Here is a 15506-nt window from a genome sequence, read left to right as displayed (position 1 = left end):
CATCGCAGTGGTACCGGGCCGACCGGATTTCCGCGCCGTCTTTTGGCCGAATCAGGCATCGTGGTACGCCGCGCACGTACGTTGGTCACTGAGTGCTGCCAGCCCCCGGTCGGATGAGTCTGGCCACCTCCACGGCTGCCCTGAGTCGCAACGAACCCCCATCGTCCTCGGTGCTCGCGTCCACTACCCGCCGAACCCGATAGGCCACGGTATTGCGGTGGACATGAAGTCGCTCGGCCGCGCGATTGAGGCTCAGCCCTTCCCGGTGGTACACCGACACCGTTTCCAGGAGCCGGTCGGCGTCGGCGCGTTCGAGGATTTCACCGAGCACTTCGGAAGCGAATTCACGGGCTCCCTCGACGTCCGCACACAGCAATGCCGCTACCGCACAATCGCGGTAGGCGAGAAACGCCGGAATGGGCGTCGCCAACCTGGCCACCCGCCGTGCGAGCCCGGCCTGGACGTGGCTACGACGAAAGCCATCGACGCCCTTGCCCGGTGAACCGACGCAGACATGCATGCCGTCTATTTCGATGTGGCGCCCGACTTCGGCGCGACGACGCGGTGAGCCGACCCAGCCATACAACACCGATCGCCCCGCGGGCATTGTCAGCGACTCCGTGCCACGCAGCATTTCCACTATCCGGGCGCCCGCTCGATCCAATTGATGTGTCACATCGCTGTCGTCGCCCGCATCGGACCAGACGATGAATCCCGCGTGCCAACCATCGAGCCGGTAGCGAATCCGTTCACTCGCCAGCCGGACGTCGACGGCGTCGCCACGGAGCACGCGCCGTATCTCGGCCTCACCGAGGCTCTGTGCACGCCGAGCCAGACGTTCCCTCTCCCTGAGATACTCATCTATGATCGGCACCAACGCCGCGTCTACGTAGCGAAAAGTGTAATCCGATGTGGCAGCAGAGGTCTCGGCCAGGAGAATGGGATCGTCAACGCGGTCCGAGAGCAACTTCAGCCAGAACTGCCAAAACTCTCCATGCCCGATTCGATAAGCGCGCAACAGCGTTTCAATCGCAAACCCGTGTCGCGCCAGATCCACCGCCCAGTCGACCGCTTCCCGCGGCGCGCTCGCCACGGTCGGCTCCGTCCACGCGCCGAGCATGCCGCGCAGCAGAGCCATGTGCGCGGCAGTCGACCGATCGAGCCCGTCGTGCAGCTCCACGGGCGCCTCGTCGAGCTCTGGCAACTCTGCACGCATCCGATCGTTGATTGCCTCCCGCGCCTGATCCAGATGGTCGCCGAGCTCCGCCGCGACAGCGGCCACCAACCGGCGACCCTCGGCGGAAAGCCCGCCCCGGCGATCTTGCGAACTCGCTTCCGGCACGCCGCGGAGCATAACACCCAACTGTTGTACTGCAGTACAATGCCGCGAGAATCCTTGGCGTGCAGACACTTGGCTGGCGACTACGCCGCCCCTACCGTTGGTCGCACCGACAAGGACAGACACATGTCACAGCAGATCGACTACATCGTGGTCGGCGCAGGTTCGGCGGGGTGCGCGGTGGCGTCGCGGCTGAGCAAAAACAGGTCTGCACAGGTACTGCTCATCGAGGCAGGCGGCGGCAACCGCAAGCTCGCGGTCAAAGCTGTACACCGAGTACCGACTCACGGGAGGCTGACACCATGCGAAAACTGACCGTCGGCATGAACCTGAGCCTGGACGGCTACATCGCCACGCCCGGCAACGATCTCGGCTGGAGTGTGCCGAGCGACGAGCTGTTCCAGTGGTGGTCCGACCGGGTGGGGGCGACGGGCCTGGCGCTGGCGGGACACGCCGAAGGTGGTGTTCTCCTCGACGACCAGCACGGTCGACTGGAACACCCGCCTGGTCACAGGCGACGCGGTCACCGAGATCACCCGGCTCGAGGCCGAGGACAGCAGCCCCATGGATATCGGCGGTGCCACACTCGCCGCAGTGGCCATCCGGGCCAGGCTGATCGACGAGTACGTGCTGGCCACCCATCCGGTTCTGGTAGGTGGCGGCACGCCATTCTTTACGGCCCTGGACAATTGGGTGAACCTGACACTGGTGGAGACCCGAACGTTCCCTGACGGGGTGATCCTGACCAGGTACGAGACCAGACGCTGAGTACCCAACATCGAATCGGCCTGGGCTTTGGGCCGCCCAAGGATCTCGTGGCGCTGTGTTTCGAGGCGATCGTGATACCCGTCCCGGATCACAGGCCGTGTAAGTAAGGGATCGGTGACTGGGATGGCCCGAGTGCGGGCGTTGAACACTGGCAGCTGCGATACTGAGCTGATGGACGGCCAAGCTGCTCGTGCCTTCGACAGTGCCGCCCGGCGGTTCCTCGAAGTCAGCGCCTCCGCGACAGGTCACTATGACGCCCCCGGCCTCGGCGAGTGGTCCGTGCGCGACCTGCTGGGGCACACCAGCCGGTCGCTGACGACGGTGGAGACCTACCTCGACGTCGCCGGCGCCGACTCCGGCCCGGTGGACCTGGACAATCCCGTCGCGTACTACCTGGCCATCGCCGGCGCCCTGGCTGACACCACAGCGGTGGTGCAGCGGGGACGCGCCGCCGGCGCCGCGCTCGGCGAGGACCCGATGGCCGCGCTGAGCGCGTTGGTGCTCCGGGTACCCGAGCGGGTCCGGGCCGCCCCAGCCACAGCCCTGGTGCGCACACCATTCGGGATGATGACCTTGCAGGGCTACCTCCCGACCCGGACCCTCGAGCTGACCGTGCACACATGCGACTTGGCAACCGCCCTCGGCGTCAGCGCCGATGTCCCCCACGATGCAGTAGCCGAGACGTTCGCCGTCATCGGCGGTCTGGCCGCAGCGCAGGGAACAGCATCCGCGGCGCTGCTGGCCTTGACCGGCCGCCTTCCCCTGCCAGCCGGTTACTCGGTTCTCTGACGCGTGACTGCACTCCCCCAGCCCAAGTCGACCGCGTGCCGCAGATCGATCCACGACCGGACATCCTCGTGTCGGCGCCACTCGAGCCGATAGAGTTTCGCTTGCGTTGCCCCACAGGACGTCGTCGTGGTGCTTGCTGCCGACGGTCTCGCAGATGGTGGTCCGCTCTGCGCACCTCGAGACCGGCGAACGACCGTCGGAATCTACGTGGACCTCTCGCACGAGGCCCCACGACACCGGGCATGACCGCGCGGTAGGGAGTGTCTTCGATGATGGCGGCGTCGCCCTCGCCTCGGACTCCGATGGATACCAACAGGTAGGGATGGAGACGGTCACCATCCGTCCTCCGCTCAGCGGCGTCGTCCAAGTCGAGAGGTGTCTGGTCAATGACTTGCTATTTGGCCCGGTCCACGACAACTTCGGAAAGCGTGTTCGGAGGTCGTCGATGAATGCGGCGGCCTCTGTCGCGCTGGCTTCGAGCTGATGTTCGGCGCTCTCGGAATCTTGGATCGGCCAACGATCGGAAACTGGTTTGCGAGGCATGCCATGCAGCGCAAGCAGGCCGGTCCCTGCTTCCGAACTCGCGAGCGCCAATGGCATGGCCCGGGATGCTTCGTCCTGCACTACGCGATCCACCGCTCAGCTCTACGTCCATCTCGGTCGAGTTGTCGGGATCGCCGAATCGACACGACAGATGTGGCTGAACTCAGAGGAACGTGATCGCTGCAGCCACTGCCAATGAGGTCACCGCGCTTATCAATCCGACGGCGTGTCGTATCGCTGGGCGAGTTCGTCCGGCGGTGAAGTCGGCACAAAGCGCCCGCCGATGCTGGGGCGACGAGACGAGCAGCACCGCGGCGAGCATCAGGGTGACTAACGGTACGCCGGTCGACCACGTCCGATTGTCGTGGTCGACCGTAGGAAGGCAGCGGCTGCACAGAAGGGCGACCGCACCGAGGGTCAGTGATGTTCGCACCCACGCCAGTGAGGTTCGTTCTGGTTGCAGTCCCGCGTCACCACGCGCTGTCGTCGTCATCGGATCGCGAACACGAGAGCAAGCGTGGTGCCGGCGAATGCCAAGACACCGACCAGCATCGGTGCCAACGCCGGTGCAGGCAGGCTGTGACCGCGGCGCATCGCCGATTCCACACCTATCCATCGGAGGAAGCAGCCAATGGCGATCACTACGGCGGCCACCAACAGTCCGATCACGAGGAGGCGATGGATCAGTGGAGGTAAGTCGGGACCGAATGCTTCGAAACCGACTGCGCCGGCGATCATGCCGAGGGCTGTACGTATCCAGGCCAGGAATGTTCTCTCGTTGGCCAGGGTGAACCGGGGGTCGGGATCTTGTCCGACGCGGAAGGGCCCGGGACGCCGGCAACCCGCGATCACGACAGCGGAGCGGCTGAATAGATGTCGCCGTACTCGGCGCGGAGGGACTTCTTGTCCAGTTTGCCCACGCTGGTGCGAGGAAGTTCGGACCGCATGAGGACAGTGTCGGGTAATTGCCACTTCGCCAATCGCGTGCTGAGTAGCTCCTGTATCTCGCTCAGTGGCAAGCCCTCTCCGTCAACCGTGGTGACCAGTACCAGCGGTCGCTCCTGCCACTTCGGGTGTGGAACCGCTACCACTGCGGCCTCCGCGACTCGCGGGTGCGCCGTGATCAGGTTCTCCATGTCGATGGACGAGATCCACTCGCCGCCACTCTTCACCACGTCCTTGAGCCGGTCGGTGAGTTTGAGGTGGCCGGTCGGTGCGATGGTACCGAGGTCACCGCTGCGCCAGTAGCCGTCCACGAATTGATCGGGGCTCGGCTCGCGCCCGTAGTAGCTCGTGGTGATCCACGGCCCGCGCAGCCACACCTCGCCGACGCTGACGCCGTCGTGCGGAAGTTCCCGCCCCTGATCGTCGACGATCCGCATGTCGACCCCATTCACCGGCAATCCCTGGCAGCGCTTGAGATCCCATTTCTCCTCCTCGGAGAGGCCACCGAGGGAAAACTTCACGCCGCGGTTGACGAAGGTGGTGGGTGTGGTCTCGGTGGCACCGTACGCGTGGATCACGTCCGCACCCACCTCGTCGTGGAAGCCGCGCATGAGCGCGAGCGGCGGCTCGGTGGATCCGGACAGCAGCCGCGCTCGGCTCAGGTCGGGCTTGGCGTCCAGGGTGCGGATGTACTCCAGCATGGGCCCGAAAATCGCCGGGGCGCCATTCGCCACCGTCACCGCCTCGGCGATCATCGCGTCCACCAGCACGCCGATATCCGCGGCGGTGTACGCCCCGGGCAGGACGATCCGGGCCGCGGTGTACACGGCCGACTGCGGCAGGCCCCAGCTCTGCGCGTGGAACATCGGGGTGATCATCATGACGGTGTCCTCGGCGGACATCAGCAGGTTCACCGCCTGCGCCATGGTGTGCAGGCAGATGCCGCGGTGCGAATAGTAGACGCCTTTCGGCCGCCCGGTGGTGCCGGTGGTGTAGCAGGCGCTGTACGCGGACCGTTCGTCGATCACCGGCCAGTGGTATTCGAACGGTGCCCGCGCCACCAGCTCCTCATAGTCGGCCGCGTCCGGCAGGGTGGTCTCGATCTCGATGACCGGGCGATCCGCCATGACCACCCACCGGCGGACACCGGGGGCGTGCGATGCGATGGCTTCCGCCACACCGATCAACGATTCGTCGACCAGAATCACCGTGGCGCCGCTGTGCGCGGCGACGTACCCCAGATCCTCGGGCGAGAGCCGTAGGTTCATCTGCAGCATCACCGCCCCGATTCCGGGGATCGCCCAGTACAGCTCGAAGTGCCTGCGGCTGTTCCAGTCCAGGATCCCCACCACGTCGCCCGGCTGCACGCCCAGCGCGTCCAGTACGTTCGCGGCGCGCTGCACCCCGGTGTAGGCGTCGGCGTAGGTGTACCTGTCCCAACCTCCGTCGGGCGTTCGGTACACGATCTCCTGTTCCGGATAGGTGCGCGCCGAATGCCGTAGCAGCGTGCTGGTGTTGAGCTGGTAGTCGTCGCCGTGGGTGGATTGGTGTCCGGTGATCATGGTCATGGTGGTGCTCCTGCGTGGTGGTCGCCCGGCGCGGTGAGCGCCGGGCGATGAGATGGAGGGGGTGGATCCGGATCGCCGGGGTCAGTGGGCCTTTCGCTCCGCGAGGTGGACGGCGTCCCGGTCGGGGTTCGCCAGCAGCGCCACGGCCAGGCCGGACACGATCAACAGGGCCGCTCCGATCAGGAAGGCGGTGTGATAGCCCGACGCCGGCTGATGCGCGGCCTGGATCAGGCGGCCGGCGAGAAACGGAGCGATGACCCCGGCGGCGCCGAGAAAGGCGAACAGCACGCCCAGCACCGCGCCGCGTTGCGCCACCGGGGTGATCTGCGCGACTGCCGCGCTGGATGCGGGGAACGTGGCGGTGAACAGGTTGAACGCGGGCAGCATCAGGATCAGCTGCAGTGTCCCGTCGGTGAACACGAAGCCCACCATGCAGAGCCCGGCGATCACCACCGCGATCCCGGCCACACCTGCCCGCGCCCACCGCGTCGGTATGCCACGGGCGATCAGCATCCGCGACACCACGCCCTGGCCGAACATCGCGATCGCGCCCGTCGCTGCGGTCGCCGCGATCCAGTTGCCGGTGGAGATGGTGCTGATCTCGCGCACCGACTCCAGATACGTCGGTAGCCAGGTGGTGAGCAACGCGGTCACGAAGTAGCAGCCGAATCCGGCCAGTGCGAAACACACCCAGGTGCGGGTGGCGAACAGTCGCCAGTATGACACCCGCCCTATGACATCGGAGGCGGATCCGGCCACGTCGGGCGCGGTGGCGGCACCGTCCAACTCGGGTGCGGCGGTGCTGACAGGCTTGTCGTACGGTCCCTCTCGGCCGACCAGCAACCACACCGCGGCCCACACCAGGCCCGCGATACCGAGCACGCCGAAGCACCAGCGCCAGCCCCAGTGCACCTGGACGAACGCCATCACCGGCGCGGCGACCAGCAGTCCCAGTCCCGACGCGGCCAGCACGATGGAGTTCGGCAGGTCGCGGCGCTCGTCCGGGAACCACTTCATCACCGCATGTAATGCGACCGGTGTGGCCGGCCCCTCCGCCAGTCCGAGCACGATCCTGGACACCAGCAGCACCGCGAACGAGGCGCCGCCGAGCACCGGGAACTGTACAAGGGCCCAGACCACCGCCATGACGAGCAGCATCGGCTTGGTTTTGATCCGATCAACGAGGAAACCGCCCAGCACGGTGCCGATCCCGAACAGGAAGAAGAACGAGCTGGCGATCAGTCCGTACTGGGACGGGGTCAACCCCAGATCCTTCATCAGGGCGCGGGCAGTGAGTCCGAGCACGGACTTGTCACCCCAGTTGATCAGCATGAACAACGCCAACATGGCGGTGATCAGCCACGCCCTCCGAGTGGAATGGGCCCAGCCGGGCGGGGCCGCCTGCGAGTTGAGGGTGAGGGACACGACGATGCTCCTTCGTGCAGAGTGCGGGCGGGTGTGGACTGGGATCGGAACTGAGGGAGCGGAGTGTCAGACGGCCGAGTAGGTGGTCTTCGACGTCAAGCAGGCCGTGAGACCCTCGGGGCCGAGCTCACGGCCGAGACCGCTGGCTTTCGTGCCGCCGAACGGCGCGACCGGGTCGAGCATGAAGTAGTTGATTCCGAAGGTGCCGGAGTCGATGGCATCGGCGACCCGACGGGCCGAGTCGGGATCAGCGGTCCACACCGTGCCGGCGAGACCGTAGTCGCTGTCATTGGCCAACGCGATCGCCTCGTCCACCGAGTCGTACGGCAGCACGCTGAGGACCGGTCCGAAGATCTCCTCCCGGGCGATGACACTTCCCGGGTCGACGTCGGCGAAGACGGTCGGCTGCACGAACCAGCCACGATCGAGCCGCTGCGGGCGACCGCCGCCGGACACCAGCCGGGCACCGTCGGCCCGGCCGCGCGCGATGTACCGCTCGACGCGGGCCCGGTGCGCCTCGGTCACCATGGGTCCGACGACGGTGCCGGGATCGAGCGGGTCCCCGACCGCCGCGCTGCGGCAGAGCTCGGCGAAGAAGTCGACCACCTCGGCGTAGCGACCGCGCGGAGCCAGGATTCGGGTGTTGGCGACGCAGGTCTGGCCGTTGTTGAGCAGCGTCGCCTGGAACAGGCCTTCGGCGTTGGCAGCGAGGTCGACGTCGTCGAGCAGGATCGCGGCAGACTTGCCACCGAGCTCGAGGGTGACCGGCCGCAGCAGCTGCCCGCAGCGCGCGCCGATCTGTCGGCCCACCTCGGTGGATCCGGTGAACGTCACCTTGTCGACGCCGGGGTGCCCGACCAGGTAGCGGCCGATGTCGGCGCCGCCGGGCACGATGGAGATCACCCCGGGCGGCACGCTCGCGGCGCTCACGGCGTCGGCGAACACGTAGGTGTCCAACACCGTCTCCGGGCTGGGTTTGATCACCACGGCGCACCCGGCGGCAAGCGCCGGCGCGACCTTGAAGGCGGTGAGCAGGTTCGGGTAGTTCCACGGGACGATCGCCCCGATCACGCCCACCGGGAACCGGTCGACGCGCGCGCTGCCGCCGAGCAGACCGGGCCGGACCTCGGAGAACTCGGTGTTCCGGGCCAGGTCGGCGTAGTAGCGGTACACCGCGACCGGGATGGCCACCTCCACCGCCAGCGCGGTGGTGATCGGCATCCCGTTTTGCTGTGCGACCAGCGCGGCGGCCTCGGATCCGCGCGCCTCCACCTGGTCGGCGAGGCGGTCCAGCAGGTCGGCGCGGCGGCCGGGATCCCAACCCGCCCAGCCGACTCCATCGGCGAGAGCCCGGCGGGCCGCCGCCACGGCGGCGTCCACGTCGGCCTCGCCGGCCGCAGGCGCCCGGCCAATGACCTCACCGGTGGCGGCGCCGATCACCGTGATGGTGTCGGCGCCGGCCGGGGGCCGCTGCGTGCCGTCCACGAACATCGTGGCGTGTTCGATCATGTTCAGTCTCTCCTGTCCGTGTGCGATCAGAACGGCTGGTCGCCGACCACGGTGACCCGCTCCATCACCCGGCGCTGAGGGAAGTAGTCGCTGATGGCGTAGTGCTGGGTGATGCGGTTGTCCCACATGGCGACAGATCCGGGTTCCCAGCGGAAACGCACCTGGTACTCCGGAACCCGCGCCTGGAACAGCAGGTAGTCGAGCAGGTCATCCGCCTCCTCACGAGGCAGGTCGTCGATTGCTTCGGTGAAGGGCTCGTTGACGTACAGGAACTTGCGGCCGGTCTCCGGGTGGGTGCGGACCACCGGATGGGAGATGCGCGGATGGATGCTCTCCATTTCGGCGATCGCCTCATCGGTCATCGTCAGTCCCCACGACTTGACGAAGGTGTGCGTCGCGGTGAGGTCGTCGATGCGCTCGCGCACTCCGTCGGGAAGGTTGTCGTACGCGGCAGCCATATCTGCCCACATCGTCTCGCCGCCGATCTCGGGTACCGAGATGGCACGCAGGATGGACAGCATGGACGGATCGCGCCGGAACGAGGTATCGCTGTGCCAGACGTTCTCCATCCCCACAGCGGTGTCGCCCTTGGCCAGCCGGGAGATTTCCCGCACCTCCCCGTTGGGAAAGAAGTCGTTGGCTTCGATACCACCCCAACGCTTCGCCAAACGAATGTGCTCGGCCCCAGTCAAGTGCTGATCGCGGACGAACAGCACCTTCCATTCCAGCAACGCCCGGTGCAACTCGACCTGCGTCTCATCGTCGATCGCCGCCAGGTCCACACCCTCGACCACCGCACCGATCGTGACCCCGACGGGGCGGAGGGTCAGGCGCTCGTAGGGCTGGCCAAATAGCTGCTCACCTGCAGTGCGGCGCAGTTCACGGGTGCCGAAGTGCAGGCGCGGAAATCCGCGGTCACCAACCATGGGGACGCGGGCAAACGTGCTCTCGTGCGTCATCGTCGTCATGGTTGAAGTGTGTCGCCAATCACCACCGACGCCACTGTGTCTTCTCGCAACTGCGACCCGGTACGCATGTGCAGTAGCACAATCACAGGATGAAGCACTACCAACACAACATCGCCGGCCCCGGGCCGCGCCCCGACGGTGTCGACCGGATCCTCAGCGAGTTGGGCGGCCGGATCGCCGATGTCTCGCTACGCACCACTCGGACCGCGGTGACCACCGTGCTGTTCCCGCCCGAGATCTTCGACGCCGAGATGCCGGCGATCGCGCGCCGCTCCTTCCCACTGGTGCTGGCGAGCCTGCGAACCGGCAGCACGCCCGGCCAGGACGAGCTCGCCATGCTCCGCGACCGCGCGGCCCAACGGGCCCGCGAAGGTGTACCGCTGAACCTCCTGCTCCATATCTGGCAGCACGGCTTCCAGGAATTCTTCGAGGAGTCCGGGTGTATCGCGAACACCGACGAGACCAAAGCGTTGACCTGGATCGGGCTCGCAATAATGCGGCTGCAAGAGATATTCCTGGCCGAGATGGTTACCGCGTATCAGGCCGAGCAGGAAACCCTCACCGAGGAACGGTCCGGAGCCGTACCACTGATCGCGCGACTACTGCTGCTCGGCCAGGATCCGCGGGCGGACGCGGAACGGCTGAACATCACCCTCGCAGAGGGCTACGACGTCCTCGCGGTGCGCCTCGGAGCCGCCGCCGACAACGGCCTCGATGCGGAGGCGCGGGAAGTGGCAGAGCGGCGACGCCTCCACCGCATGCTGGCGCTGCTACGAACCGGTGGAGGTCCCGCGACGCTGTCCATGCTCGACCGGACAGGGGGCTACCTGCTCGTGCCGCGGTCCGGCGACGCCCCGAGGAGCGCCGAACGACTGGACCGGTTGGTCGCCGGCCTGGAATCCGCTGCCGGCGCCACGATCACCGCGGCGGTGGTGGAGGACATCGCAATCAGCGGGGTGACGACCGCCGCTCGGCAGGCCGACGAGGTTCTCGATCTGGTGCGTGCCCTGGACCGGAGCCCCGGCCTATATCGTCTCTCCGACGTGTTCATGGCCCACCAATTGAGCCGCCCCGGCCCCGGCATCGACCACCTGGTGACCGCCGCGGCGGCGGTGCTGAGCCAGGACGAACTGCGCACCACACTGCAGACCTACTTCGAGTGCGATCTGGACCGGCAACGCACCGCGCGCCGCCTGGGCGTGCACCCGAACACGGTGAACAACCGGCTGAACCGAATCGCCGAGATCTCACCGCACAGTCCTTTCACCCTCGCCGGCATCACCGCGCTGTCCGCGGCCCTGACCGTCGAACGGCTGCGAACCACCCGTCCACCGGACCAGTCGTCGCGCGCCTAGGGATACCCCGATTCGGCGGACACCATGTTGAACCACTTCACAATGCGCACGCAGCCTGCAGTCTCACCAATTGGCCGACGGGCCCACCGTGTGTCCATACCAGATGAGATTTGGGGCCACGAGTCCGGAGACCTACAGGTCCCTCACACGCTTTCCCCTCCGCGAGTGCTGGGACGAAGCAGATTGTTCGGGCTCAGGATCATGTCCAACTGCTCCCGAGTGAGCAGGCCCGATTCCCGTGTGAGTTCGGTGACGGTGCGGTCGGAGTCGAGTGCGCGCGCGGCGAGTGCGGTTGCGGCCTCGTAGCCGATGTGCGGGTTGAGGGCCGTGATGAGTCCAATGGAGTTGTCGACAGCCTTCCGCATGTGATCGACGTTCGCGGTGATGCCCGGGACGCATCGGGTCGCTAGAGTATCCACCGCCGCGGACAGGTGGGTGATCGATTCGAGCAGTTTGTGGGCGATGAGCGGTTCGAAGGCGTTCAGTTGAAGTTGGCCGCCTTCGGCGGCCATGGTGATCGCAATGTCGTTGCCGATCACCTCGAATGCGACCTGCGAGACCGCCTCGGGAACGACTGGATTGACCTTGCCGGGCATGATCGACGATCCGGCTTGCACTGCGGGAAGACCGATTTCAGCAAGTCCCGCCCGTGGCCCCGAGGACAGTAGCCGGAGGTCGTTACAGATCTTCGACAGCTTGACGGCGGCACGCTTGACGGTTCCGGAGATCTGGACGAACGCCCCGACGTCCTGCGTCGCTTCGACGAGATCCTCGGCAGTGACGAGCTCCATCCCGGTGATCGAACGAAGTGCGGCGCAGACCCGGCGTGCGTAATCGGGATGTGAGTTGAGTCCGGTCCCGATTGCGGTGCCGCCGAGGTTGATCTCCCGGGCGAGGAGCGCGACCTCGTCGAGTCGGGCGATGTCCTCACCGATCATGACGGCGTAGGTACCGAACTCCTGTCCGAGTGTCATGGGAACTGCGTCCTGGAGTTGCGTGCGGCCCATCTTGATGTGGTCCGCGAACTCGACGGCCTTCGCCGCGAACGCTGCGGCAAGTCGGGCGAGGGAGTCGTGTAGTCCACCGAGAGCGGTGATGGTCGCGATCTTCACCGCGGTCGGATAGGCGTCGTTGGTGCTCTGCCCGAGGTTGACGTGCTCGAGGGGGTGTACGTACCGATAGTCGCCACGGTCGTGGCCGAGCAGTTCGAGTGCCCGGTTCGCGACGACCTCGTTGGTGTTCATGTTGGTCGATGTTCCCGCACCGCCCTGGATGACGTCGACGACGAAGTGCTCGTGCAGTCCACCGTCTCGGATTTCTTCACATGCGGTGATGATCGCCCCGGCAATCCGGGGGTCGAGTAGCCCGAGATCCCGATTCGCGATCGCCGCTGACGCTTTGACCGCGACCATTGCGCGGACCAGTTCGCCGTGGTGCGCGATGGGCGTTCCACTGATCGGGAAGTTCTGCACCGCACGCAGCGTGTGAACTCCGTAGTACGCGCCGACCGGGATTTCGAGATCGCCGAGCAGGTCGTGCTCGGTTCGGGTGACGAATTCCGTTGGTTTCACGCTGTGAGTGATGGTCATCGGGCAATCCTGGGGTCCGAGGGGGCGGCGGCATCGAGCAAGGAGTCGAAGACGAGCATGTGGCCGGCGAAGTGGGTCATGGCGTACTCCAGGTCGGCCTCGGGGATGGCCATCTGGGGCGTCACTCCGCACGCCCAGAACACCGGTGTGGCATCGACGGGTAGTCCGGGGTAGATCCCGAAGTCGGGCCGGGTGAGGTCGGCTATTCCCAGCACGGACGGATCACCCACGTGTAGGGGAACGCCGTGGCCGGTCGGATATCGGCCGGTGACCTCGACCGCGGTGGCGACCAGCGCCGAGGGTACCGGCCGCATGCTGACCGCGAGCGGGGCTGCGAAGATCCCCGCCGGCGTGGTACTTCGACTCGTGATGTACACCGGTGGTGCATCGTGGCTCACGGGGATCCCGGCCCTGCGGAGCGGGGCGTCGAAGGTATGGCTGCATCCCAACGCGAACGCAACGGCGTCGTCGCGCCAGTGTTCGGTCAAGTCGGTGGGTTCGGCCACGAGCATGTTGCGTTCCCAGACGCGGTACCGCGGGAGCATGGTCCGCACGTCGACGGTGCAGTTGTCGTAGGTGAGCTCGGGGTTCCCCGGGTCCGTCCTGGCGAGGAGCGGGCACACGTCGGGGTTTCTGCGGCAGTACTTCTCGAAATCGTCGGCGGCGAAGGACGGCACGACGACGAGGTTGGCTTGCTGGTAGTCGTCGAGGATGCCGGCGGTTGGTGCAGTCCACTCCCCAGCCGCGACCAGGCGGCGCAGGTCGCGCGGATGCCCCGGTGACAGCGGCGTCATTGCAGTGCCGCGTTCGCCGATTCCCGCACGGTGCGCAAGGTGATCAGTGCAAGCACCACCGCCGCCATCAACAGGAATCCGGGAGCCAGGAGGTTGTCCGTGCGGGAGATGAGATAGGTCGCCAGGTACGGCGTGAGCCCACCGCCGATGATGGTTCCGATGTTGAACGAGATCGACAGACCGGTGTACCGCACACGAGTGGGGAACTGCTCCGCATAGGTCGGGTAGGTCACGGATTGGACGATCGGCATCGGCAGCGCGAGGACCACCATTGCACCTACCGCAAGCGCGAAGCTGCCCTTGTCCATGACGATCATCGTGGGCAGCACCAGGATCGCGTAGCCGAGGAAGCCGATCGTGATGACCTTCTTGCGACCGATCCGGTCCGAGAGCCCACCGAAGAGCGGCATCAGGGTGGCGACGAAGAAGCTGATTGCGCCCATGATCCAGAACGTATTGGACTTCGGGTATCCGAGATACGTGGTCAGATAGATGTTCATGAAGATCAGGCCGACCCAGTACCCGGTGTTGGATCCGATCGAAAGGAAGATGACCTTGAACACCGCGGCGGTGTGTTCCGTGAGAACCTCGGCGAGCGGGGACTTCGCGGGAGCGTGGTTCTCGGTTTCGGCGACGAAGGCGTGTGAGTCCTCGAGTTTGCTCCGCGCGACGAGGGTGACGGCGATCAGGGGAAGGGCAAGCAGGAACGGTATGCGCCAACCGAAGTCACGGAGTTGGTCGTCGGTCAGCGCCGTGGTGGTGACGCCGGCCACCAGTGCAGCTGTGCCGCCCCCGAGAGCGACACCAACCGGGGTGAATGCGCCGAAGAAGCCGCGGCGGCCGATTGGTGCGGACTCCGAGAGGTAGGTCGCCGATCCCGTGACCTCGCCGCCGGCGAAGAAACCCTGCGCCAGTCGCACGATCAGCAGTGCGATGGGGGCGAGGATGCCGATCGATTCGGCAGTGGGAAGGAGACCGACCACAGCGGTGGCGGTTCCCATGCCAATGATGGTGGCAACCAGTACGGGCTTGCGCCCGATCCGGTCACCGAGGCGACCGAGCACAATTCCGCCGAGTGGCCGCATGATGAAGGCGCTGCCGAAAACCGCCAGGGTGGCGAGGAGTGACGCCGTCGGGTTGTCGTTCGGGAAGAACAGAGGTCCGATGATGACGGCGAGATAGCCGTACACGCCGAACTCGTAGTATTCGACGGCCGTGCCGGCCGCAGCGGCGACGGCCGCGCGGCGCGGTTGCATGCGAGGTGGGGCGGGTACGTGATCGCCTGTATGGGGCACGGAGGCAGGTACGGTGGTCATGGCGAACTCCAACGAAGAAGTGACGGAGGTGCTGCGAGGAAGACCCCGGTCAGGGGTCGGAAACATGGCACCGCGACGCTGGGGTGCCGAAGTGGTCATCGGCAGGATGGCAGTCCTGCCGATGACCCAGTTCGAGGTGTCAGACCGCGAACAATTGGTTCAGGTCTGCGAATGCTTTGAATTCGAGTGCGTTCCCGGCCGGGTCGAAGAAGAACATCGTCCACTGTTCACCCGGTTCGCCGGCGAATCGGACGTAGGGTTCGATCACGAACTTCGTCCCGACAGATATGAGCTTGTCTGCGAGAACCTTGAACTCATCGACCGGGAGAACCAGTCCGAAGTGGGGCACCGGAACATCGTGTCCGTCAACCGGGTTCGTCCCGGCGACGCCGTCACGCGACGTCGCTCCGGGGCCGTCACCGACCTGGTGCGTGACGACCTGGTGTCCCCGGAAGTTCCAGTCGATCCACTTGGTATCCGACCGGCCTTCACCGAATCCCAGCACGCCGCCATAGAATTTGCGGGCGGCATCGATGTCGTCGACAGGGATGGCCAGATGGAACGGTACGAGAGTCGTCAGTTGGGCGGTCATATGTGT

The 15506-nt window shown here is 66.1% G+C and carries 14 protein-coding genes and 1 pseudogene; 4 read left to right on the top strand and 11 right to left on the bottom strand.

From position 1 onward, the window contains the following. Positions 1-85: 85 nt before the first annotated feature. Positions 86-1282: a helix-turn-helix domain-containing protein gene (locus ACFTWF_RS15945; RefSeq protein ID WP_378462170.1), complete on the bottom strand. Its 1197-nt coding sequence runs from the start codon at positions 1280-1282 to the stop codon at positions 86-88. A gap of 183 nt (positions 1283-1465) precedes the next feature. Here ACFTWF_RS15945 and ACFTWF_RS15940 point away from each other — a divergent pair, with 183 nt between their 5' ends. From ACFTWF_RS15940 to ACFTWF_RS15930, 3 genes and pseudogenes are all read left to right on the top strand, one after another. Next, positions 1466-1654, top strand: coding sequence for an NAD(P)-binding protein (locus ACFTWF_RS15940; protein ID WP_378462169.1), 189 nt, complete (start codon positions 1466-1468; stop codon positions 1652-1654). After that, positions 1642-2107, top strand: a pseudogene (locus tag ACFTWF_RS15935) (dihydrofolate reductase family protein). Before ACFTWF_RS15940 ends, ACFTWF_RS15935 begins: the two are co-directional and overlap by 13 nt. A gap of 171 nt (positions 2108-2278) precedes the next feature. Continuing rightward, positions 2279-2896, top strand: coding sequence for a maleylpyruvate isomerase N-terminal domain-containing protein (locus ACFTWF_RS15930; RefSeq protein ID WP_378462168.1), 618 nt, complete (start codon positions 2279-2281; stop codon positions 2894-2896). A gap of 706 nt (positions 2897-3602) precedes the next feature. Here ACFTWF_RS15930 and ACFTWF_RS15925 read toward each other — a convergent pair. From ACFTWF_RS15925 to ACFTWF_RS15900, 6 genes are all read right to left on the bottom strand, one after another. Continuing rightward, entirely contained in the window at positions 3603-3932 is a 330-nt protein-coding gene (locus ACFTWF_RS15925) for a DUF202 domain-containing protein (RefSeq protein ID WP_378462167.1), read from the bottom strand. Continuing rightward, a complete protein-coding gene (locus ACFTWF_RS15920) occupies positions 3929-4291 on the bottom strand; it encodes a YidH family protein (RefSeq protein ID WP_378462166.1) in 363 nt (120 codons plus the stop codon). The genes ACFTWF_RS15925 and ACFTWF_RS15920 overlap by 4 nt, the downstream gene beginning before the upstream one ends. Further along, positions 4288-5952, bottom strand: coding sequence for a long-chain-fatty-acid--CoA ligase (locus tag ACFTWF_RS15915; RefSeq protein ID WP_378462165.1), 1665 nt, complete (start codon positions 5950-5952; stop codon positions 4288-4290). The genes ACFTWF_RS15920 and ACFTWF_RS15915 overlap by 4 nt, the downstream gene beginning before the upstream one ends. A gap of 81 nt (positions 5953-6033) precedes the next feature. Next, positions 6034-7377 carry an MFS transporter gene (locus ACFTWF_RS15910; protein WP_378462164.1) on the bottom strand — a complete coding sequence of 448 codons (1344 nt, stop codon included), beginning with the start codon at positions 7375-7377 and terminating at the stop codon, positions 6034-6036. A 66-nt stretch (positions 7378-7443) separates the two neighbouring features. Then, positions 7444-8886 carry an aldehyde dehydrogenase gene (locus ACFTWF_RS15905; protein ID WP_378462163.1) on the bottom strand — a complete coding sequence of 481 codons (1443 nt, stop codon included), beginning with the start codon at positions 8884-8886 and terminating at the stop codon, positions 7444-7446. 26 nt (positions 8887-8912) lie between these two features. Then, complete coding sequence (locus ACFTWF_RS15900) at positions 8913-9845, bottom strand: TauD/TfdA dioxygenase family protein (RefSeq protein ID WP_378462162.1); 933 nt, start codon at positions 9843-9845, stop codon at positions 8913-8915. 98 nt (positions 9846-9943) lie between these two features. On the opposite strand from ACFTWF_RS15900, the gene ACFTWF_RS15895 reads away from it, so the two are divergent. Then, positions 9944-11209: a PucR family transcriptional regulator gene (locus ACFTWF_RS15895; RefSeq protein ID WP_378462161.1), complete on the top strand. Its 1266-nt coding sequence runs from the start codon at positions 9944-9946 to the stop codon at positions 11207-11209. Between the two features lie 143 nt (positions 11210-11352). Here the strand turns inward: ACFTWF_RS15895 and ACFTWF_RS15890 are convergent, their stop codons facing one another. From ACFTWF_RS15890 to ACFTWF_RS15875, 4 genes are all read right to left on the bottom strand, one after another. Further along, positions 11353-12798, bottom strand: coding sequence for an aspartate ammonia-lyase (locus tag ACFTWF_RS15890; RefSeq protein WP_378462160.1), 1446 nt, complete (start codon positions 12796-12798; stop codon positions 11353-11355). After that, a complete protein-coding gene (locus ACFTWF_RS15885; protein ID WP_378462159.1) occupies positions 12795-13592 on the bottom strand; it encodes a D-glutamate cyclase family protein in 798 nt (265 codons plus the stop codon). Before ACFTWF_RS15885 ends, ACFTWF_RS15890 begins: the two co-directional genes overlap by 4 nt. Next, the gene (locus ACFTWF_RS15880) at positions 13589-14908 is read right to left on the bottom strand and encodes an MFS transporter (RefSeq protein ID WP_378462158.1); all 1320 of its coding nucleotides are present in this window, start codon (positions 14906-14908) and stop codon (positions 13589-13591) included. The genes ACFTWF_RS15885 and ACFTWF_RS15880 overlap by 4 nt, the downstream gene beginning before the upstream one ends. Before the next feature lie 139 nt (positions 14909-15047). Then, positions 15048-15500 (bottom strand): VOC family protein, encoded by a 453-nt coding sequence (locus tag ACFTWF_RS15875; RefSeq protein ID WP_378462157.1) that lies wholly within the window; start codon positions 15498-15500, stop codon positions 15048-15050. Between the last annotated feature and the right edge of the window lie 6 nt (positions 15501-15506).

This window comes from Rhodococcus sp. NPDC056960, from assembly GCF_042674125.1.
In the GTDB taxonomy this organism is placed as follows: Bacteria; Actinomycetota; Actinomycetes; order Mycobacteriales; family Mycobacteriaceae; genus Rhodococcus_F.
This window is presented reverse-complemented; position numbering and strand designations above follow the sequence as displayed.